Origin of the sequence: Bacillus sp. FSL W8-0770 (genome assembly GCF_038008705.1) — a bacterium.
Taxonomy (GTDB): Bacteria; Bacillota; Bacilli; order Bacillales; family Bacillaceae_G; genus Bacillus_A; species Bacillus_A cereus.
This window is the reverse complement of sequence record NZ_JBBOZR010000002.1, coordinates 471,848-493,772: the sequence shown is the minus strand read 5'-3', so window position 1 is coordinate 493,772 and position 21,925 is coordinate 471,848. Positions and strand designations below refer to the sequence as shown.

The following is a 21,925-nucleotide window of genomic DNA, read 5'->3' as shown; positions in this document are numbered from 1 at the left end:
CAGCCTTGTCCATGTATTCAACAGCGTTGATCTTTCCTACCTTCCATTCCTTGCTATCCTCTTGCATGTACCAAACATTAGAATTGAAATCTTTGAGATTACTGTTTCCTTAACTATAAAGAAAACGCTAAACTTCATATATACTTCTGAGGATGTTATGTAATACTAATTGGTTTTTATGATAATTATTCGTAAGTGGATAATTCACTACGCGCCTCGCCTATTGTATCCCTAGCAATTCTTAATGCTTTTAAACATTTTCCTAATTTCGCTAACTCTGTTTGGCTCGCAGCATTTCCATAGGTTGTCTTAACAAATTGCAAGTTATCCATCGCCTTTAATCAATAGTTAGAGGATATATATCTATGCCCTCTTATTGCTGATTGGTGTTAGAATTGCTGCTCCCACAAGCAGAATATCTGAAAAACACTCGTAGGGGTAGCACCACACCGCTATCAAGCTAAAAAAATACAACTACCCCAGAACAAGATTTTTTGCTAATTTGTAATAAAAAAGCTCATTTTTTCGTTTTAGGGCTGATTTGTTTTCTTAAGTTGATGGATGTGTGGCGAGCCCCCATGCCCATCAACTTAACAAATTTAAATATACCCAAAACAAAAAATTATACATTTTCACCTGGAGATGCTAATTTTATCGTTTTGGGGTACTATAAAGTTTTAGTTTTATAACAATGTGGCGATATCTTTAACTAAAATCAAGTTTTATAAGGCACTTTTAATCAACCTTTATTCCAAAACTATAAATAATTTAATCACCATGGATACTAATGTCGGACCTTAGGTTAGAAAATAACTGGTAGTTTTGCAAGGGAACGAATTTTACTATGGTTATAAATCAATTGATCCGCTTCGATTGCTAGACGAAGATTAGGTAGCCGCTTTAACAAAGTGCCTAATGCAATTTGTCCTTCTAAACGCGCCAACGAAGCTCCTAAACAGTGATGTATACCAGCCCCAAAGGCTAAATGGTTATTCTCCTCCCGTGAAATATTCAATTCCTCTGGATAAGGAAATATGTTTGGATCAATATTTGCAGCAGTCAGGGAGAGTAGAACTAATTCGCCTTTACGAATCCTATTTCCATGTATTGTCACATCTTCACTAGCAAAACGGCTACTAAACATAATTGGGCCAGCATAGCGTAATAGTTCGTCGACAGCGGAAGGCAGCAGAGAAGGATTTTGCCCTAGTAAATTCATTTGTTCAGGATGTTGAAGTAACGCTAGTACGCCATTACTAATTAGATTAACTGTCGTTTCATGTCCAGCGATAATGAGCAGCCAAATTGTCGAAAGAAGCTCGTTCTTACTCAACTTGTCTTCTTGTTCTTTTGCTTGAACTAGCGCGCTTATTAAATCATCACTAGGATTTAGGCGTTTTTCGTTAAACAATACTTCAATATAATTAATAAACTTTTCAAGTGTTGCTGTCACTGCAGTCCCTTGACCAGGATCCACTGAGGCGTTCATCAGTTCTTGTGTCCATGCGCGAAACTGATTTCGATCATTGGTGGGAATCCCAAGCATCTCTGAAATGACTATAATGGGTAGTGGGTAAGCAAAGTCTGCAATAATTTCCATCTTTCCTTGTTCCTGTACAACATCCAACAATTCGTCGGCAATTTGCTGAATACGAGGACGAAGGTCCTCAATCATACGTGGTGTGAAGGATTTAGAGACTAGCCGACGTAGGCGAGTATGATCAGGGGGATCTACCGTAAGCATATTCGGCATATTCATAAGCCATTCAAATAGTTTACTCACTGCTGTATTCTCCTCAATAGGATTCTGCTTATCACGAGGCGATGTGAATTTTCGTAAATCTTTGATAAAACGGGAATCTTTCAAAATTGCAACCACATCATCATAGTGAAATGCAACCCATGCCCCTCCCATGCCATAAAAGTCATCAATGCGAAAGAAACGCTCTTGTTGCTCCATGAGGTTTTTATAGAACATAATGGGATTACGCATAGTTTCCGGCGAGTTCAAATCGTTAAAAGTTAGTTTTTTCATTAGTTTCCTCCTTATCAGTATAACTATTGAATGCTTTAACATTAACCCTAATCTTTACCGTACTATTCTATGACCGCTTATGTTACAAAAATGATATATCTAATTCATAGAACGATTCTGTTGCAATGTTTCTCAAGAAATTAATATAGATAAGGAAATATGACTAAATATTATGCAGGTATTAGGAATCAACATATCGTTAACAAGCTAAGATTTTGAAGTAACTCCATAAAAAAATTCTGGAAGGCAAAACTCTACTGTTTAAAATATTTACATTCTCCCTTATTATATCAACGTTGGTACTAATCCAAGTTGACAGACATATGACGTGACTCCTATGATAAACCTCAATTTGGTGAAAAAATATGATTTCGGATGGATATTACATAACTTTGTGGATACATGGTTTTGGGATATAATATAAATTACGCAAACTGCAAGTAATTTCTCACCCTTAGTATGCGAGTTTACTCGGTATTTTTATATAAAGTGCCATTAATATAATGTCAGCATACGTACCATCTTTGAACCTAATTTGGTTTATTTGCCTACCTTCTTCTCTAAATCCTAATCTCTTGTATAAATTTATTGCCCGTTTGTTGTTTGAAAATACATCCAGACATATCTTTTCTAATCCTTCTTGTTGTTTTGCCCATTCAATAAAATAGGATAGTAACTTTGTTCCAATACCCGCATTACCAAATTCTGGTTTGATCCCCATTCCAAATGAACCGGCATGGTGTAAACGTATATAGGAAGATCTAGAAAAAGATAAAAAACCGATGACTTGATCATTAAATTCTACTACTAATGTTAATCCTCCATTTTCTTGTCCTGTTTGTATCTTTTTTTGATAATCTTCTGCCTTTTCTTGCGGCTCTTCAGGTGATCGAAGAAAAAAGTTTGTAGTTTCAACAATCTTTTGTTTTATCACAACTATTTCTCTTGCATCTTCTACTGTCGCTCTACGTATGTTCATCGTATATTTTCTCCCCCTTTATTTTCCCTAAATAATAGCAAGTACTTAAACTAATTTAAAGAATTAATCTCCAAAAGACTTAAATTAACCTTAATAAAGGATAGTACCCCCATTGCCATCAACTTAAGAAATTGGTAGCTCCCCAAAACAAAGAAAATGAGTTGACTTCTCATAAATCACGGTAAAACAATAATTTTTTTGTTTTGGGGGCACTTCAAAATTTTAGCTTGGTGGGTATGTGACGAGCCCCCTAAAAGTAATAATCGTTACTTTGCTCTAATAAAAAGTCATATAAAAAAGAAACGAAGTCAATTTGACTTCGTTTCTTTTTTTACTAATTCTTTTTTTCTAGAATACGTTCAACCTCATCAACACTTAACTTGCTTGCTTTAGCAATTGTTTCAATTGGTACACCTAGTTCATGCATACCGTTAATTATTTGTATTTTCCCTTGCTGAATCCCTTCTTTTTTTCCTTCATTACGAGCATGAGCAAACTTTGCAGCTTCATCCATCAACGCTTTCTCCCTTACTTCATACGCTTGTCGGAAAGAAGAATCTTGACTCATACGTTCCCATTTGTTCATAGATTTTTGTAAAATCGGGTCTTGGTTCATCGCAATATCCCCCAATGTCTGGGTTAATCGTTCATCTTCATTCGCTGGAAGCAGTAACAACCAGCGAACAAACGAATCTTCCCAAGGATTTACTTGTTCATTACGCCACTGTTGCATTAATTTTGGAATTTCCACTATATGAATTTCAATATCATCACTTAACTTCTTTTGTTGCTGTTGATTCCATAGGATTCCTATTGTATGAAATGCTTCATATTCTGGAAACATCACAAAGTTTAATAAATTAATCGTAATGGTTTTATGAAGAGAACTATATGGCATTCCCTTTTGTAATTTGGATGTATATAGCCTTCCCCAGTACTATAAACTTCTCTTAATCATGTCATGATTGTTATTCAACTGTATTTCTACATTTACCTTTGTTCCTGTATCTAATGTAGCGGAAATATCTAAAATCGATAATTTATCCTCTTCGTATTCTCGGTGCAAGTGTGGATCTTCTAATTGTAACGAAACAATGGGCGATTCCAAAGAATCCTGTAATATAGCATTTAAAAAAGCAATGAGAATATCCTCATTTCCACTTGTACCAAATAATTGTTAAAAAGCAAAATCAATGCGTAAATTCACTAATTGTTGGTTGGACATGGGTTTTCCTCTTCCCATCTCATATGATGTTTTTCTTTCATTGTACATAAAAGAGTGATTCATATACAAATGAGCTCTTATATCTGTGGACATAAGAGCTTATTTGCTACCATACATAATTAACAGATTAGTTGGCTGTCATAGAAATTGAAAGATTGCCTACTGTAAGGAAACTCACATTTAGTATACAAAATACGAACAAAAATGCCAATACACAAATGTATTCAAGACAGTATATGACATTTGAAAAGTTGCTTCTAGATTTCTTTAAGAGCGTTTTTCATGAAACTTTACTTTTTACTTGTTTACGGGCTATCTTATGATAACGCCCATGCTTTACTACCTGTCTAGCATCAATTAACTCCTCTTCCATCATATCTGAAACCTCTACAACAATGGTATTCGGTGAACTACCCGCCACTTAACGCCCTAACGGACTGTTTGAAGTGGGGGCTTCTCGGTTAGTCGTTACTTTTGGTAGCTAACGAATTCGTCCTAAGACAGCCGAGCTAACTCCCTTGTTCCAAGGGTTATTTTATTGCTATCTATGCTAACGCCAATAGGCGTATTGCTTCATTTTTGATATTGATAGCTGCGTTATAATCTCTATCGAGATTTACACCGCATATACAAGAATAGACTCGCTCAGACAATGACATATTTTTCACATTTCCACAACTGCTACATGTTTTTGTGGAAGGAAACCATTTGTCTATTTTCACAAGTTGTTTGCCTTGTTCATGTAGTTTATAAGCTAAAAAAGAAGTGAACATACCCCACCCATTGTCAGCGACACTTTTTCCAAAATGAAGTGCTTGCGACATTCCTTTCATATTTAGATCTTCAATAGCTACAACATCAAAATGAGTAGCTAACTCTTTAGACTTATGATGAAGGAAGTTCTTACGTTGATTCGTTACTTTTTCATGTAACTTAGCTACACGGATACGTTGTTTATTCCAACGAATAGAACCTTTTGTACGTCTTGATAATACTCGTTGCGCCTTTGCTAATCGGTCTAACATTTCACGATAGAACTTAGGATAATTGGCTCTCTCATCCTCAGAACTGACGTATAATTGTTCCATCGCAAAGTCTAATCCAACAACTGTTTCTACTTCTTTTTGTACGATCTCTTTTTCGTATTCAGTCAAAATGGACACATAGTATTTACCAGTAGGTGTCATAGAAATCGTACATGACTTGATTATATGGTCTTGTGGTATTTCTCTATGCTGTTTGATACGTACCATTTTCAGTTTTGGCAATTTGATATGACCGTTAAGCAACATAATATTTCCGTTCACTACATTCGTTGTATAAGACTTTCTGTCTTTTTTGCTTTTGAATGTTGGGAAGTCATTTTGACCACGAAAGAAATTTTTATAGGCAGTTTGCAAGTTTAGTTGAGCATTTGCCAAAGCTAATGAATCCACTTCTTTTAACCACTCAAATTCTGCTTTGTATTTCGCAGGAGTGGGAAGCTTTTGTTTCTTTAGTTGATCCTTATCATCTTTATGTTTTTCATACGCTTCTTTCCGTTCAGCTAACATTCTGTTATACACGAAACGTACACAACCGAAAGTTTTACGCATAAGATGTGCTTGGTCTTCTGTTGGATACAAACGGAATTTATATGCTTTATTCTGCTTTGTCATATCATTTCACCTCACTTTTCACTTTGATTTTCAATATATGTTTTTACTACGTCTATTGGCGAACCACCAGTAGTTAGCAAGCAAAAACTTCTTGACCAAAACATCTCTTTCCAAAGTTTCTTTTTCACTTGTGGAAAATCTCTTTTAATAAGTCGAGAACTTGCACTTTTATAAGCATTGATGAATTTTGTCATTTCTGTATTAGGGTGTGCCTTGAACAAAATATGAACGTGGTCTACATCATGATTCCATTCAACTAACGTGATGTTATAGTTTTCAGATAGTCGAACAAACATATCTTTTGCATAGTCTGACATATCATCATCAAACACATTTCTTCTGTATTTCACGACCAACACAAGGTGATAATATAACAAGAATACTGAATGGTTATTACTATCTAATTTCATTTATATACCAGCCCTTATAATTTATAAGACTGATTATATCAGAGGCAAAATAAAAAGGAAAACCTTTTGGCTACGCCAAAACGAAATTCATCTGCCACCTACCGTTGGGCTACGCCCTTCACACGCTTGAGGAAGGAGAATTCTTTCCGGAAATTCGTTAAAACTCCTATCACATATCCAGTTAATTGCAAGGAAGGATTCTTACGATAAGAAAATTGAACGCAATCACCAATTTTTACTTTTGCTGTATGTTTCATATAATAACCTCCTAAATTATAATTAATCATTCAGTAGATTTTTATGTTTTGTTTCTTCATACTGCTTAGCAAGTTTGTAAAACGAAGAACGTTTGATACCATATTTCTTCATGACTCCTACTGCTGTAATGCCACCAGACTTCCATTCTTTATAGGCTTCAATAAATTCGGCTGTAATTTCTACTGGAGGACGTCCTAACCGCTTACCTTGCCTTTTAGCTAGAGCAATACCCTCCACTTGTCGCTGTTTAATATCATGCCGTTCTTTTTCTGCAAAAGCAGATAAAATGGTAAGAGTTGCTTTCTGAATAGCACTTTGAATAACATCATTTGTACTCTTACCTGTGTAATTTACATTAATGAATGGTTCTTTTATAAATTGTAAATTAATCTTATGCTTTTCATAGTATCTGAATTCCTCTAGGACATCATTCATGCTCCTTCCTAGTCTAGTTAAAGAATCAAATACAATGGTATCACCTGTACGAGCAAGACGTTTTAACATTTGATAATTTTCGCGTTGAATATTTCTATCAGATTGTTTATCGATAAAAATATCTCGATCTTCTATCCCTAAATCTTTCATATTTCGAATTTGTCGTTCTTCATTTTGATCTTTACTGGAAACTCGTACATATCCAAATGTTCATAGAATATACAGACATCTGTAAAATTTTAAACTAACGTTTATAGACACACAAAATACTTCCCACATCTTCGAACACATATTAATAAAAACCCATTGATCTCATGTACACATACTGAGATTAATGGGTTTTATCAGTTTAACATTCTATATGTTTTGTAAAACTCATTTATTAAATAAAAAAATCCCTTCACGATTTGTGAAGGGGTCAGTATACATTGAAAGGGTACTTCCATTTTAATATGTAAAAGAAAAAACTCGTATTGATAAAATTAACCTTTTTGTTTTTTGCCGTTTTTAATTTACTATAAAGAAACTGTAAGGATTAAATTCATCCTATATAGAGTTTTTGTGTTTCTCATTAGACATGTATATTTGATAAATCATAATTTTTTATGCAATATTGCATAAAAAATACCTGTCGCTCCTGCTATAATTTTGAATGTAAACTGTTACATCCAACATTTTATAATCTTCTATATTCATTAATATAGAGACCCTAATTGTAGGAAAAAGGAAAGAATATTGGTGGTTCTTCCCTTTTTCCTTATTTTTTATCTCTCTAATGATTCATTCTATAGTCTAAAATATTTTTATTAATGAAACCTGTTAAAATACAAAATTTTAGTTAGCAAACGAGAAATAAAAACTTCATTATTATTTCTGCTATATTTCAAGGGCTTTTTTCTAATACAATAAGAAAAACAAAAAGAACTTGTAGAAATCACTACAAGTTCTTTTTGTTTTAAAGCGAATACACGGGACACATAAATTATCTCATTATTCATAACGGGGAAACCATATTGATTACGGCTTGATTTCATTATATAACAAATATTAACATCCAGAGTTTTAATATTTGAAAATTATGTGAATTTATAATTAAAAATCCACCCTTCCTCTAAAAAATTTATCGTTACAAGTTTTCTTAAGGTTTTTTCTTCATGAGAAGTAATTAACTTTTAAACTCTTTCTAATATTCAAAACCACTATTTGTAATCCAATCCATATTTTATTGATACCAATCTAGTTACAGGTATGCTACAATCCATTTGAAATATTGCTTTTGGGAATGCAATTGCTATTATAATCGCAATTTATTTTCTACAAACTGATTGGGTGTCAGCCCAAATTGCGGTTCTATTCCGCAGTCCTTAACAAATTGTTAAGGACTTTTTTATCATTTTCAGACAGAAGACTCCTTCCTCAAAAATGTGAAGGTGTGAAACACCAATTTTAGGTGGAGATGAACGTCGGTTGTCATATAAAAGAATCCATGATAGTGCTTTTTCTAAATGAATATGTTACTCTTTAACGGCTGGTATTTATCATCGTAAGAAATCCAGTAACTTCATCAAAAAAATGCTCCTAGATTGATCTAGGAGCATTTTTTTGAAACATTATTTTTTATTTGCCTTTGATTCACTTTATTATAGTAACCGTGTTTTACTACTTGCCTAACATCATCTACTTCAAATCCCATTATCTCTGTAATATCTACAACAATTGTATTCTGTAGAACACTGACTACATATCCGGTTAATTCTAAATTAGGATTTTTACGGTATAAAAATTGAACATAATCCCCAATTGTTACTTCTGTTTTATGCCCCATTTGGTACCCCCTGAATCATCCTTAATTATTCGTTAGGTTTCCCTTTTTTTACTTCTTTATGCTATTTAGCAAGTCTATAAAATGTAGAATATTTAATAACCTATTTCTCCATTGCTTCTACTACATTAATTGTATTGAAAATTTTTAGTTAGCAAGTTAGAGATAGATACTTCATTATCATTTCTGCTATATTTAAAAATTTTTACTCTAAATACAATGAGGGGTATCACCAGCATTTTGAAAAATAACCACGCTAAGAGTATGCAAGATATTATACAGTTTTTCTACTAATTCACGAACAAAAGAGGACCCTAAAACCTTGTCAGGGTAGTAATGTATAGAAAAATGCATAGACCCATAGCACAAAAAAGGGGGGCCCTTATGAGAGTAGGGTTCCTCCTTTACTATTGCTACTGATAATAGGACGTTATGTTAACTATACATGTATATAATATTCATCAAGATTAATTGTTACATTCAAAAGAAAACTAAATCACATCTTTAATAGGTTAAACTATTATACAATTGATAACTCTGGTTATTTAACATATTTTAGTAGCGGGTAATCTGGGGCTCTTTTAGCAAATTTGGAAAGTTCGAATCGATGAAAGTTGATCATTAAAATCTAAATGTGTGTGAAGATTAACGACACGTGAATTGTTACCTCTAGTTATCAGTAGAACGACTCTACCTTTAAAGCCTCTGTGCTCATACAAGGCTACTAGAGACCTAGGCGGGCATCTTACAGAAGAAATTTTATCATTCCACACATCTCCAACGTATTCTACATCACTTCCTAGATTTACATTAAATGACGAACCAGTTGCATTTATATGTTCAAAAAATTGAACTGTACCTTGTCTAACATCTATATTTTCATAAGAATCCGGATCGTAATTACTTGAATTATAATTATTTGGGCTATAACTATTTGGATTATAGTTATTTGGATTATAGTTATTTGGATTATAGTTATTTGGGTTATAATACATAAGCATCTCTCCAATACTCTTTTTCTAGTCTATATTAATCATCTTAATATTAATTATGGATACAACTTCGCAGTCAGTGACATTATATTTAACTGTAAAGGTTTTAGATAATTGTCCATATAAAATTGGATGAATGCCTTATTAATCCAAAGTATATAAGCCCTAAAGTCGAATTTGATTGATAAATGTTTTAGTTGAAAAACTCATTACTTATTTACATAATTCTCGTTTTGATGGTGCCACCCCATCGCTATCAAGCTAAGAAAATACAACGTCAATTATAGTAGAGGTTGTTTTTTTTTTTTGTGTAGGGAATTTAAAGATTTGCATATGAAATAAACCCTGACGGGTTTCATTTTTTTGAATTAAGCCGCTTGATTATCAGACATGGTACAATTGTAAACGACACCTAATATATCAAAGACTGTTTTCTTTTCGTACCGATGAGATTTTCGCCCGTTTTGCTGTAGGAGGTTAAACAGACGAAGGAGAACCTTTGATAGCTCTTGGGTGTCTTTCTGTATAGCTTGGAAAAGAAGAAGAAAGTAATCTTTAATCATATAGATAGCCTTATATTCACTCAATTCTTTTTTCTTTTTCATAAGAAGTAATTGCCGCATTTGAAACATGGTAGAAGAACAGAGTAGAATGGCAATCAGTTGTCCATACAAATGGCATTCTAATCGTTCTCGTTTTATCTTTTTACAATGATGAATATGAAAGAATGATTTCCACGTTTTAAATAAAATCTCGATTTGCCAACGTAAAGAATACCAATCATGTACTTGTCCCATCGGGACAATATCTATAGGGGTATTTGTCATATATACATTGATACCGCTAAGTCGTTTACTACGAGCGGAATACTTCATTCCTTTCTTTTTTTCTCTTACAGTTTGATCGTGTAATCGTTTTTGTTGTTGTTCTTTTGTTAGTCGATGAACAATCACACGAGTTGGGACCTTATCAGTCATTCCTACATAAGCGTTGGATATTTCGCATGTTTGTCCAGGCTGAAGAGTGTTCATTAAAACCTCCATATCTATCTGGATATACTCTGTACCTTTCTTAATTCTGCCATCTTGAAAATAATCAGGATTAGGATTTTTTTGATAAATACGTGTATTCGATTTGATACGTGAGATATAATAAGCCTTTTTATCTTGTATATGTTGAAGATCTTTCAAATGAAAATAGCCTAAATCTCGGATACATAAATCATTCGCTGTTACAGTTGGGACACACAGGGAACCGTAGGTTCGATCATGTTGTTTACCTGGTCCTGTATGAATATAAAGGAATTGTCCACTTAATAAATCATACTCAAGCTGAATCTTCACCCCCGCTGTATGACTGCAACCTCCTGCACCCGGATAAACAGATGAAAAAGGATCTGGGAGTTGAAATGCAGTTGAATCTAAAATACGAATACGTTTGAAAATAGGAGTATATGGAGAAGAAATCGGCATAGATCAGGCTAGTTTTTGGTTTAGTAGTTCAGCTAATATATGTTGTAAAAATTGAACGGCTGCTTTATTAAATCGTTGATTTAGTCCTTCAGGACTGATGAGCACTTTTGTTGATGCTTCTAAACGGCTAGATAACTGAGTTAATGAAGTCGTAGCGATATTTTGACTCATCCATACACATAAAGCGATTAAATCTTTTGCTTGGTACTTACTAGCTCGTTGCACAAAACCAACATCTCTAGCAAGGTCTCGTAAAATATTTGGAGATAAAAAACGTTGAATCTCTTGAGCAAATAGCTGTAATTCATCAGATACAGAAATAGACATACAAAAACGCCATCCTTTCCTATGATTCTATAGAAAGGATAGCGTTTTTTTTCATTTTATGGGGTATTTTGTTTTTTAGCTTAATAGCGATTTGCGGGACCCCATTTCTATCAATCCAAGTAATCCACTTTTCTAGATTTAATTACTTTAAGTTCCTGGAGGCTAACCAAATCCCCTGCCAGTACTTATACTCAAAAACAGGGGGTTATTTTATGGTATAATATGGATGATTCAGAATATTGATTTATATTAAGGGTGAAGGGGGAGTAGATTAGGATGAAAAAGCAAAGATTTTTAAAAAAACTATTAAGAAAAACCTTTTATATTGAACTAGATGATTCTCTTCATTATCCATCTCCTAAAACAATTTGTTCAGCTGTTGAAACCTATGCTATACAGTCTAAGGAGAAATTAAGGTTTGAAAGTAAAACAAAACCGATTACTTTTTATTTAGAAGATACATTGTATAGTACAGATGTACGAATGGCTCGTGGAGGATATTATATATTTTGTCGAGAAGTATAGAGGGCTTGAGTTAATATGATTCCCTGTATTGGTTAAGCAAAATAAACAGACTAATCAGTACTAGTATCTAGGATTTATTTAGGGCTAGCACCACCAGTAACTTAATATTTTGAAGTATCCCCAAAACGATAAAAATGAACTTCTTTCTATAAATGACACAAATTTTTCGTTTTGGGGGCATTATAAAATTTAAACTTGATAGCGATGTGGTGCCACCCCATCACCATCAAGCTTAAGATCTTGAAGGTACCCCCAAACGAAAAATTTACTTATCTGCATCAGCTCAGTTTATACACCTAGCGGTTTATTCTTTGATAGTTTTTGTACTTCTGTTTGAATATAAATAAAGTAAGTCCCACTTATCCAAAAACACCCCTGATTTCCATTATGTATAGGAAATTAAGGGCATTTTCCAGTATATAAAACTTCAACATTAATAATAAGTCTTCTTTTAAAATATAGATGGTTAAACAGATGAAAAACTTCGATTGTTATATTTCCCCTTATTTCTTAAATAAAGGTGCTACTTTATCAATTTGATTTGTCCAAATTCCACCTGTATAATCGTCAGGAAGGCGTTTTATATCTTCAGATGAGTCAAATCCACTTGAAAATCCAAACCCATTTCCTCCTACAACGATAACTCGAGTATCTGCTTTATCCATTCGATTAAGAAAACGATTTGGCCATCCCCAAAGCCAAGGAGCTACTTTGTCTGGTATATGTAACTCTCCATGCTTCAGGCTTGAAGGTATGTAGCCAGTCCACCCTAATACCATATAAGTAATAAGATCTTTTTTCATGGTCGCTTTTGACATTGTTCGTAAACTAGGGATGCGCTCTTTTATCGCAGCAATTGGTTTATCGCCACCATATATAGTTAGTTGATCAAGGCGTTTCGCTGGTAATTTCTTAAGGTGAGCAGCCAATTGGATTCCTTCATTTTTATCATCACTTTTAATATGAATAAGAAAAGAACGATCTGGAAAATGGTTAAGTACTTCATCAAGTGTTGGCATAAGATTAATCCCTTTACCACGAAACGGGAATGTTTTACCTCCATCAGCTGTATAACCGTAACCAATATCAAGTGCTTGTAATTCTTTTGTTGTAAAATCTCTTGTAACGCCTTTACCATTAGTACGGCAATCAAGCGTCCAGTCATGAAAAATAACAAAATTATTATCTTTAGTTGGTTGAACATCAAACTCTACTAGATCAGCTCCAGCTTTAAATGCCGCTTCCATAGATGGGATTGTATTTTCTAAATAAGAATGTTCAGGTTTATTTATACGTTCTGCTGTACATGTATCGCTCTCAATCTCTTCCATGCTAAATGTTTGCGAAAGTCCTCGGTGAGCAAGAAGAAGAGGAGTTCCATCGTCCCTCTTAGCAAAAAAAGAACTGTTATTCACATAAACAAATACGAATAGGATAAGGATTATCCAAGTCGTTTTACGTTTCAATAACCTTTTTAGTTTGTTCATTGTATGCTCCTCTTAAATTTTGGTTGAAATGCCTTAAACAATTTTCAGCATTTAAATACTGGTAAATATTAAAGCCTATCTTATTTTTTCGCAATGGATATAATTGTTAATTAAAGGCTGGTACTATGATATAAAACGGGAGCAATAGAAATCAATTCAATAACCACCCAACCTTCAATAAGAGTAGTTTTGAAAAATTTCTATGAGAATTTAATATAAATGAGTATTTGTAATATCCTATTATTTAAGAATCAATTTACTATATGTATATAATTATCTAACAGCATCTTAATTACCTTATTGAAGGATTAGAGGCCGTCTAAATAAAACTGGATAATAAATTAACATCATACCTACAAATGAGCAAACCAAATAAAAAATAGCCTCGTATTTTATTACTAGAGAAATATTATTATCAATCTTTTTTTCATCTCTTTTATATAACATTTTGAATAATACTCTATATAATAAATACCCAATAATTGCTCCCAGGGTGTTCATAGATAAATCATCAATATCTGTAATTCTATTATCTAGCAATTGACCTAACTCAATAGCCAATGAAAAACCGAATCCAGCATAGGCAGTACTTTTCATTCTTCTAAACTGCGGCCAAATAGTCGGCAATAAAAAACCTAATGGCATAAACAGTAAAATGTTTAAGACATAAGTAGTCATACCTTCAGAAGCAAATGGAATCAAGTTAATTTGATTTGCACGAATTAATGTTTCGTATCTACCTATGTCCCATATAGTCCCTATCTGCGTCACCTTATACACTAGTGAAAGGTAGAATAGAAAAACATACACCCATAGAAAATGCTGAATAGATATATTTTTTTTCGTTCTAAAATAAAATCCAATTTGAAACATTATACAAAAAATAATAGTAAAAAAATAAGTATATAAATAATTAATCAAAACTCCTGAATGCATTTAAAATCTCCTAACTTTACATTGTAATCTATAACTTTGTCATTTTAGAATATAATTCAAGAACGGGTGGTCATAATCACCCCACCCATATCTTTTACAGGTATTTCACAAAATTCGTTCAATGGTATTTCAACGTCAATTGTCTTGCTTTGAAAAAAGGGATAATATGACATCGTATATTTTCCCCCCTCAATACTTGCTGAAATGCTCTCTTCTTCTTTTAAATAATCCAGGTATTCTTCCAAGGCTAAATTCATTTTTTGCATAATCGTACTGTGAGACAAACCGGCATAGCGAATATGCCAAGGTTCATATTGAATACCTGTAACATCCGTTTTATCCGAGGGATAGCGTAAGATAAAGCCGTATTTCCAAGCATTTTTTTCTGTCCACTTCCCTTCAAGTGCTCAGTCCATTTGCGTTAAGCCTGATCCTATATCAAGTGATAAACCTGAACTATGTTCACTATAACCTGCTGGTAAGGCATAATCAGCCCCCATCTCATGGTAAACTCCACTTTGCTCATCAAAGTCACATTAACCACTATTAATTAACAATTGATTAACGCCTTCCTTTACAACATTATTAATTATCTCTGAAAATTTTTTTACTATTTCTTTTGATAAATAAATATTTGTATTAAGCAACCCGTATCTGTTTATCAATTCATTATGTTTAGATAAATTTACGCTATCTGATTTCACACTCTCTTGGCGCATAGGATATTTACTGTTAATTAAGAGCAGATTCCCTTGATAGATGTGTTCTTTCAATCTCTTTCTTTTGAATAATTGAGGTAGTCCCTGTATTATCTATGTTATCTTTGTAATTTTGATCATATTTTTGAACCTCTACTTTATTCTGAAAAAACAGTGCTTTATTCATGAAAGCAAAACCTAAGAAAAATAACAATAAAAAAACACCACTTCTTCATTTTCAGCTTACTCCTTAGGTAAATGACTTGATGATAATGTCACGCTGATTCAAACGCTGAAGATTTCGGATATGAAACTCTTAACGATTACTTTCTGCAAAGCGATGCTATATCTAGATGTGTATACTCTGTTCAGTGGTGTGTTGAGGAACATCCAAAACAGCCGATTGCTCATTTGACACAATTCGCTAAAAGGAAAAAAATATTTATGTCACTCTTTCTCTAAACATGTGAGCTATTTTAATCACGCATAAATTATCATATCTTTCTTTGACGAAACAAAAAAGCTCGTTCTTATGGTTTAAGTCTACCGCATAAGAACGAGCCATTTTTTAATATTAAATTGTTAATTTCCTAAGAAAAAGTAGAGATGACCTTAAGATTTTCTTAAGAAACAATGATTATTTTCTAAGAATTCCCTTTATCAACCAAGCCTTGGAAGGCTGGAAGCTCTACCGTGAACGTCGTAGAGTTATCATTACTTTCCGCGTAAATTTGTCCGCCATGCTGAACAATGATTTCTTTTGCAATCGCCAATCCAAGTCCCGCGCCGCCCGTATCAGAAGAACGGGCATCATCCAATCTGTAGAACTTTTCAAATATGGTAGCGAGTTTATCTTTCGGGATGTTTCCGACGTTCTCGAAAACGATGGATACCACATCCTCGGAGAGACCTGCCGTAATGTCAATAACGCTGTCGTCTTCGCTGTATGCAGCGGCGTTTTTCAAAATATTGTTAAAGACCCTCGCTAGCTTATCAGGGTCACCAAATACGGTCAAATCTTCAGAAGCATGGAGTACCACCTGTTTCCCCTTCGCAGCAAGCTGGGGATAAAATTCATCAGTCATTTGCACTAGCATATAGTATAGGTCTATGTGCTTTTTCGTGAGCGTAATCGTTTGAAGGTTATATCGCGTAATCTCAAAAAACTCGTCGATTAGCTGTTCCAGGCGATACGCTTTGTCTAACGTGATATGCACGTACTTTGCCTTTTGCTCTCTTGGCATGTCTGGTGCCTCGTCAAGCAGGATCAGATAACCGATAACTGATGTAAGAGGCGTTTTAATATCGTGTGCCAAGTACATAACAACTTCATTTTTCCTTTGTTCGGCCACCTTTGCATCATGCTCTCGCTTTTCAAGGGTTCGCTTTAATGTGTTGAGCTTCTGTTCCATGAACTCCATTTCCGCAGAAAGCTCAATTTGTTTATCTTCGTTCTGAATAAGTATATCAATACCGTTATTTATCTCTTCAAAGTATTTTACAAATTTTAAAAGCATAACTCGGCATAGAATCAGAATACTAATGGCAACCGCCACATAAATAAAAATTTCTATATTGTTCCGTATAGTATACTGATATATTATCATTGCGTCCCAACGCTCTAAATGATAACTGTTTTCCAAAAAACGTACGATCCACTCCCCCAGTGTCCCTTGGATAAATAGACGCACAAACAGCACAAATACAACTGCTGCCATGACAATCGTAAGGATATATTGGTAGAGTTTTCGTTTTAATTTTGAATAATCGATTTTTTTATTCTTATTTTTATTTTTCAATTTTATAGCCGATCCCCCATACCGTTTTTATATACTTCGGATTATCAACCGTGTCATTCATCTTTTCTCGCAGATGTCGGATATGCACGGTGATAGTGTTATTGCTCTTGCTGAAATATTCGTCACCCCATATCTCATGAAACAGCTGCTCAGAGCTAACCACATTCCCCTTGTTTTCACAGAGGATACGCAGGATTGAAAACTCGGTGGGAGTGAGAGATAGCGGCTTCTCGTTCAGAGAACACTCATGCGTGCTTATATTAATGACAAGACCAGAGTGAACGATAACATTCTCGTTCTGTGCCGTTACTCCATTGTATTTTTTATATCGGCGTAACTGCGCCTTGACTCGCGCAATTAACTCTAGTGGGCGAAAGGGTTTTGTAATATAATCGTCCGCACCAATTGTTAGGCCTGTAATTTTATCTACTTCCGTATCTTTCGCCGTCAACATGATAATTGGATAGGTGTGCTTGTCCCTTATTTTTTGACAGATAGTGAGACCACTTACGTCGGGAAGCATGATATCCAATATTGCAAGGTCAAGCACATTCTTATCTATACATTCCAATGCTTCTTTGGCGGTATAGTATTTGAAAACCGTATAATTCTCGTTTTTCAAATATAGCTCAACCAAATCCGCAATTTCGCGTTCATCTTCCACAATAAGTACTTTATCACTCATGGTTACCAATCCTCCTCTATGGATGTGCTTTTTTTCAATTGGAATCTTTTCTGAATAACGAGCCTATCATACCTATTACACCAAGTAAAGTCATATTGCTGTATATAGACACAGTCGGTTACACAAAATAGATTTTCGGATTTACTCATTTATTAGGATTTAATTTTACGCCAAGAATAAGAGATCCATCAGACTCAAAATTATTTACAATAGATAAAGCAAATGAGTATCCAAAACTAGAAGGAGGTCCCGTCCTATCCATATCAACCTAACAAAACAAGGTCCCTTCCTAAAATGAAAAAATATACTAATCTTTCTGTAGAATTATAGGAAAAGATGGAGTTTTATTATGGATTTTCCGATTCTTGAAGAACTTCAACTAATTGCTGAAGAATTACAACGACATATGTGTTCCTATGTTCTAGAGCACTTAGCTAAAGAAATGGGATTTGTTCATCGAAAGAGTAAATATCAAGTAAAGGAATTAGTTGCTTTATATGTAAGGCTTAACCTACAGGTTGTAAGTACATCACTCACACAATTATGTAGCTGTCTTGAAGTATCTACAGTTGTTCTTATCAGCCATGAAGGGCTTAACCAACGATTTAATGCTTCCGCAGTACAAGTTTCTTGAACAAGTTCTAGCTAACCTTCTAACTCAAAGAATTCATTCAACACAAGAAATAATTCATCAATACACCACGACCTTTAAGCACATTCGGATTCTAGAGTCTAGAGTCTACAACATTTCAGTTTCCAGATAAGTTTTCTTTACATTATCAAGGCGCGGGGGGAAGTATCCATACAGCAGGAGTTAAAATTCAATTAGAGTATGACTTATTGAGTGGGAATTTCCTGCACGTTTATGTAGGAGAAGGAAGAGAAAATGATAAAACCTTTGTTTCAACAAGCCTACAAACCATTCGAACAAAAGACTTGTATATTAGAGATTTAGGCTATTTTGAATTACATGATTTACAGAATATCTGAAAGACACTCGTATACGAGTGTCTTTTCTTTATGCAAAAAAATATTTTCAAACAAAAAAACCTTTATAAAAGAACACAAGTTCGTATATAATAAGAACAAACGTTCTTTTTTATTTAAGGAGGAATAACAGTGTATGACTATTCTATCTTACCGAATAGAATCATCTTATGTGTGGATTTACGAAGCTTTTACGCTTCAGTAAGTTGCATCAAAATGGGGTTAGATCCTATGTATACAAAATTGGCAGTAGTCGGTGATGTAAATAGAAACGGTTCAATTGTTCTAGCTGCCACTTCACCATTAAAAGCATTAGGTGTAAAAAGGATGGCCAGATTATACGAGATTCCTCGCAGAAAAGACATTCTTGTTGTCAATCCAATTATGGGTACTTACATAAATTGCTCCAATTACATAACAAAGCTAGCTTTACAGTACGTTCCTATTGAGGATTTTCACCAATATTCCATCGACGAGTTCTTCATGGATATTACGGATAGTATTCATTTATTTGCTAACGATCCCTATGAATTCGCATTGAAATTTAAAAATGAAATATATGCGAAAACACGGATCGAATGCACAATAGGAATTGGCCCTAACCCTTTAATGAGCAAAGTAGCTTTAGATATTGAAGCAAAGAAGAATCAAAACGGCATCGCTTATTGGAAATATGAAGATGTCCCAACAAAATTATGGAGCATACGACCGCTCAATAAATTTTGGGGCATTTCGTACAAAACGGAAGAAAAGTTGAATCGAAAAGGAATACATTCTATAGGAGACTTAGCCAATTACCCTCTTAAATACTTAAAACAGAGCCTCGGTAAGATTGGAGAAGAATTACACTTACATAGCTACGGAATTGACTTTAGTCGCATTTCAGAAAAATATGTTCCTGCCACAACTTCTGTTGGGAAAAGCCAAATACTCATGCGCGATTACACAATAGGAGAATTTTCAATTGTTCTACTGGAACATATTGAAGAAGTTTGTTATCGGCTTAGAAGACAAAATAAGCTTGCTCAAACCGTTCATTTTTCAGTCGGTTATAGCAAGACTTATAACGGTGGTATTAGAAAAACACATACTTTAAGTCGTCCAACTAACCTAACAATGGATATTTATAAGATCTGTACATACTTTTTACATCAGCAATATACTGGAGAACCCATTCGCAGCATAAACATATCCTTAACAAACCTCCTTCAAGAAGGAGAAGAACAAATTTCTCTTTTTGATAACATAACGCAGCGGGAACAAGAAGTAAAATTAACAAAAGTAATGGATGAAATACGCACAAAGTTTGGGAAGAACAGTATATTGCGGGGAATTTCCTACACGCATAGCGCCACAGCTAGATACAGAAATACACTAATTGGGGGACACAAATCATGAATAACGCTAATATGCCAAAAGGAAGAAGAATGGTCAAGTGGACTCCGTTCGCTGCATTAACATCTCAATTTGATGGGATACGTGAAATGATTAAGGAACAAAACAAAGTAACCCGTCCGATCTTAACAACTGAGGAAAAAGAACGAATTGAAAACATGCTATTATGTTCCTTAGTATCTGAAGAGGAAATAATGATTACATATTATGATGATGGTTATTTACTCACTAGTTATATGACCGTTGTTGATATCGATCCTTCAAATAGAGCTGTTATATGTACGGATGCTTTTTATAATAGGATAAAACTACAATTTTCTAATATAATAGATGTAAAATAGAATGAATTAATGTAATCACGTTTGGATTATTAAAAAGGAGTGTAAAAATGCAAGGAAATCAGTTAAGAAAGAACGCCGCAGGAGCAATTATTCATAATAATATTAATAGATATCCCATTCTAAATATACCTATGATTATTAATAAGAAAGATGGGATCATTTATGAGGTGTTAAACGCTGGTTTTCAAGCTAATGATGCAGTACCAATGATAACAACGGATGGTTTTGCTACAACCAGGGTAAATGCACCGATCGTAACAGCAAAAAACAATGATGGTAGCCTTCAAATATACCGCTTACCGTTAGAACTTGAATATTGGGTGATTTCTTGTATGCATGCTGCTTCAGAAGGAAAAAATCCATTCCCCTGTAAAGTCGCTTTTGGAATTATAGACACAAAATTTTTTGCGGAATTCAAATGAAAAGGTCTGTTTATTCAGCAGACCTCTCATCAATTATAGCTATATACCTTTTTGTTTGTATTCGATGTTATTAACGAAACTTAGGGAAGGTATATACGGTGCCCGTAGAATTGTAATGTCTTGATTTAACAGAGATACATATTGATTAATCAAAGTCATGCATTTGCATGGCTTTTTTGTTATTGATTCTGGTTTTACATTGTAGGCGTACGGAAACGATTCGAGGTATGAGGGAGCCACTATGAAAGAAAACCTAATTGATACAATAAAAACCGTAGAAATTAAATATTTCCACGGTTTTTATTTTTACCTAAGATCCTTTTAATTATTTTACAACAATATAGAACTTGCCTGGCATTTCATTTTGTGCATCTTGAAATATTTTTAAAATTAAATCCGCATAAGGTCCTAACATTTTTTGAGTACTCTCGAAAAATTCCCATTCTATTGTTATAGGAAGACCTATAAATCCAGTTAAACAGTCCCACAAAGCATCTGCATTTTCCTGAAGCTACCCCTATAGGGGTTCAGCCGAGATACGTGTAAAAATGGGTCGCAGATACAATATTTAACAAACGGTGGTTATTGAGGGCTTTTGTAGCATCACCCGAAGTCACTCTGGCTCCAGCATCGAAATAGGTTAGATTGCTAAAGGTACCTCTATTGTTTCTCGTAGACGAAGCATACACTTCTCAAACATGCCCTTGTTGCCAAAGAAGAAAGTGCGGACACGTAACTACGTTTGTGTGTGCGGCTACGAAGAACACTGGGACATTCACGGTGCCCGCAACATTTTGGTAAAAGAACTGTACGGAAAGATGTGTCATATCCCGGAAGAAACGAAGAGAAAGTATTTGTGGATTGCGTAAGCAAAAAGTAGTAGACGGTGTGGTCCCACCCTTCTGCATGTGCAGAAGTTGCTTAGTCAAATGAAGAAAAGGAGTCCCTGCATAGGTGCAGAGAGGAGATGGAAAATCCGCTTCTCATGGGACCTTGTCTTTGTTGATGCTAAGAAATCCCCACTTCAAGCGGAAGCG

18 protein-coding genes and 7 pseudogenes are annotated in these 21,925 nt (G+C 34.3%); 7 read left to right on the top strand and 18 right to left on the bottom strand.

The window, feature by feature from the left end; all coding sequences use genetic code 11:
• Positions 1 to 185: 185 nt before the first annotated feature.
• The 12 genes and pseudogenes from NST27_RS29075 to NST27_RS29020 form a co-directional block, all read right to left on the bottom strand.
• A complete protein-coding gene (locus NST27_RS29075) occupies positions 186 to 323 on the bottom strand; it encodes a hypothetical protein (protein ID WP_161494515.1) in 138 nt (45 codons plus the stop codon).
• 479 nt (positions 324 to 802) lie between these two features.
• Entirely contained in the window at positions 803 to 2,035 is a 1,233-nt protein-coding gene (locus tag NST27_RS29070) for a cytochrome P450 family protein (RefSeq protein WP_061662047.1), read from the bottom strand.
• A 454-nt stretch (positions 2,036 to 2,489) separates the two neighbouring features.
• Entirely contained in the window at positions 2,490 to 3,014 is a 525-nt protein-coding gene (locus NST27_RS29065; RefSeq protein WP_061662048.1) for a GNAT family N-acetyltransferase, read from the bottom strand.
• Positions 3,015 to 3,348: 334 nt separating this feature from the next.
• Positions 3,349 to 4,239 (bottom strand): annotated as a pseudogene (locus NST27_RS29060) (Rpn family recombination-promoting nuclease/putative transposase).
• Positions 4,240 to 4,519: 280 nt separating this feature from the next.
• The gene (locus tag NST27_RS29055) at positions 4,520 to 4,660 is read right to left on the bottom strand and encodes a hypothetical protein (protein ID WP_001988281.1); all 141 of its coding nucleotides are present in this window, start codon (positions 4,658 to 4,660) and stop codon (positions 4,520 to 4,522) included.
• A 124-nt stretch (positions 4,661 to 4,784) separates the two neighbouring features.
• Positions 4,785 to 5,897 carry an RNA-guided endonuclease TnpB family protein gene (locus NST27_RS29050; RefSeq protein WP_000166224.1) on the bottom strand — a complete coding sequence of 371 codons (1,113 nt, stop codon included), beginning with the start codon at positions 5,895 to 5,897 and terminating at the stop codon, positions 4,785 to 4,787.
• Between the two features lie 11 nt (positions 5,898 to 5,908).
• Positions 5,909 to 6,307, bottom strand: coding sequence for an IS200/IS605-like element ISBth16 family transposase (gene tnpA, locus NST27_RS29045; RefSeq protein ID WP_000762752.1), 399 nt, complete (start codon positions 6,305 to 6,307; stop codon positions 5,909 to 5,911).
• Positions 6,308 to 6,459: 152 nt separating this feature from the next.
• Positions 6,460 to 6,564, bottom strand: a pseudogene (locus tag NST27_RS29040) (DUF2187 domain-containing protein); the annotation flags it as partial.
• Positions 6,565 to 6,586: 22 nt separating this feature from the next.
• A pseudogene (locus NST27_RS29035) lies at positions 6,587 to 7,207 on the bottom strand (recombinase family protein); the annotation flags it as partial.
• Positions 7,208 to 8,588: 1,381 nt separating this feature from the next.
• Positions 8,589 to 8,825 carry a DUF2187 family protein gene (locus tag NST27_RS29030; RefSeq protein WP_000509912.1) on the bottom strand — a complete coding sequence of 79 codons (237 nt, stop codon included), beginning with the start codon at positions 8,823 to 8,825 and terminating at the stop codon, positions 8,589 to 8,591.
• Between the two features lie 578 nt (positions 8,826 to 9,403).
• Entirely contained in the window at positions 9,404 to 9,817 is a 414-nt protein-coding gene (locus tag NST27_RS29025) for a beta/gamma crystallin domain-containing protein (RefSeq protein WP_061661701.1), read from the bottom strand.
• A gap of 365 nt (positions 9,818 to 10,182) precedes the next feature.
• A pseudogene (locus tag NST27_RS29020) lies at positions 10,183 to 11,613 on the bottom strand (IS4 family transposase).
• 270 nt (positions 11,614 to 11,883) lie between these two features.
• Between NST27_RS29020 and NST27_RS29015 the strand changes: the two are divergent.
• A complete protein-coding gene (locus NST27_RS29015) occupies positions 11,884 to 12,138 on the top strand; it encodes a DUF4318 domain-containing protein (RefSeq protein ID WP_138920191.1) in 255 nt (84 codons plus the stop codon).
• Positions 12,139 to 12,641: 503 nt separating this feature from the next.
• Here the strand turns inward: NST27_RS29015 and NST27_RS29010 are convergent.
• From NST27_RS29010 to vanR-A, 5 genes and pseudogenes are all read right to left on the bottom strand, one after another.
• Entirely contained in the window at positions 12,642 to 13,625 is a 984-nt protein-coding gene (locus NST27_RS29010; protein WP_061661699.1) for a glycerophosphodiester phosphodiesterase family protein, read from the bottom strand.
• 297 nt (positions 13,626 to 13,922) lie between these two features.
• Complete coding sequence (locus tag NST27_RS29005; RefSeq protein WP_061661697.1) at positions 13,923 to 14,561, bottom strand: VanZ family protein; 639 nt, start codon at positions 14,559 to 14,561, stop codon at positions 13,923 to 13,925.
• A 56-nt stretch (positions 14,562 to 14,617) separates the two neighbouring features.
• Positions 14,618 to 15,446, bottom strand: a pseudogene (gene vanY, locus NST27_RS29000) (VanY-A/VanY-F/VanY-M family D-Ala-D-Ala carboxypeptidase).
• Positions 15,447 to 15,903: 457 nt separating this feature from the next.
• A complete protein-coding gene (vanS, locus tag NST27_RS28995; RefSeq protein WP_061661695.1) occupies positions 15,904 to 17,058 on the bottom strand; it encodes a vancomycin resistance histidine kinase VanS in 1,155 nt (384 codons plus the stop codon).
• Positions 17,048 to 17,743: a vancomycin resistance response regulator transcription factor VanR-A gene (vanR-A, locus tag NST27_RS28990; protein ID WP_001281108.1), complete on the bottom strand. Its 696-nt coding sequence runs from the start codon at positions 17,741 to 17,743 to the stop codon at positions 17,048 to 17,050. Before vanR-A ends, vanS begins: the two co-directional genes overlap by 11 nt.
• Before the next feature lie 131 nt (positions 17,744 to 17,874).
• Between vanR-A and NST27_RS29705 the strand changes: the two genes are divergently transcribed.
• From NST27_RS29705 to NST27_RS28960, 5 genes and pseudogenes are all read left to right on the top strand, one after another.
• Positions 17,875 to 18,015 carry a Tn3 family transposase gene (locus NST27_RS29705; protein WP_130067921.1) on the top strand — a complete coding sequence of 47 codons (141 nt, stop codon included), beginning with the start codon at positions 17,875 to 17,877 and terminating at the stop codon, positions 18,013 to 18,015.
• A gap of 77 nt (positions 18,016 to 18,092) precedes the next feature.
• Positions 18,093 to 18,730 (top strand): annotated as a pseudogene (locus tag NST27_RS29700) (IS4 family transposase); the annotation flags it as partial.
• A gap of 132 nt (positions 18,731 to 18,862) precedes the next feature.
• Positions 18,863 to 20,128 carry a Y-family DNA polymerase gene (locus tag NST27_RS28970; protein WP_061661765.1) on the top strand — a complete coding sequence of 422 codons (1,266 nt, stop codon included), beginning with the start codon at positions 18,863 to 18,865 and terminating at the stop codon, positions 20,126 to 20,128.
• Positions 20,125 to 20,466, top strand: coding sequence for a YolD-like family protein (locus NST27_RS28965; protein WP_061661764.1), 342 nt, complete (start codon positions 20,125 to 20,127; stop codon positions 20,464 to 20,466). The genes NST27_RS28970 and NST27_RS28965 overlap by 4 nt, the downstream gene beginning before the upstream one ends.
• Before the next feature lie 47 nt (positions 20,467 to 20,513).
• Positions 20,514 to 20,888 carry a hypothetical protein gene (locus NST27_RS28960; protein WP_044585207.1) on the top strand — a complete coding sequence of 125 codons (375 nt, stop codon included), beginning with the start codon at positions 20,514 to 20,516 and terminating at the stop codon, positions 20,886 to 20,888.
• A 325-nt stretch (positions 20,889 to 21,213) separates the two neighbouring features.
• On the opposite strand, the pseudogene NST27_RS28955 reads toward NST27_RS28960, so the two are convergent.
• A pseudogene (locus tag NST27_RS28955) lies at positions 21,214 to 21,393 on the bottom strand (barstar family protein); the annotation flags it as partial.
• 140 nt (positions 21,394 to 21,533) lie between these two features.
• Here NST27_RS28955 and NST27_RS28950 point away from each other — a divergent pair.
• Complete coding sequence (locus tag NST27_RS28950; protein WP_119782053.1) at positions 21,534 to 21,689, top strand: zinc ribbon domain-containing protein; 156 nt, start codon at positions 21,534 to 21,536, stop codon at positions 21,687 to 21,689.
• The last annotated feature ends 236 nt before the right edge of the window (positions 21,690 to 21,925 follow it).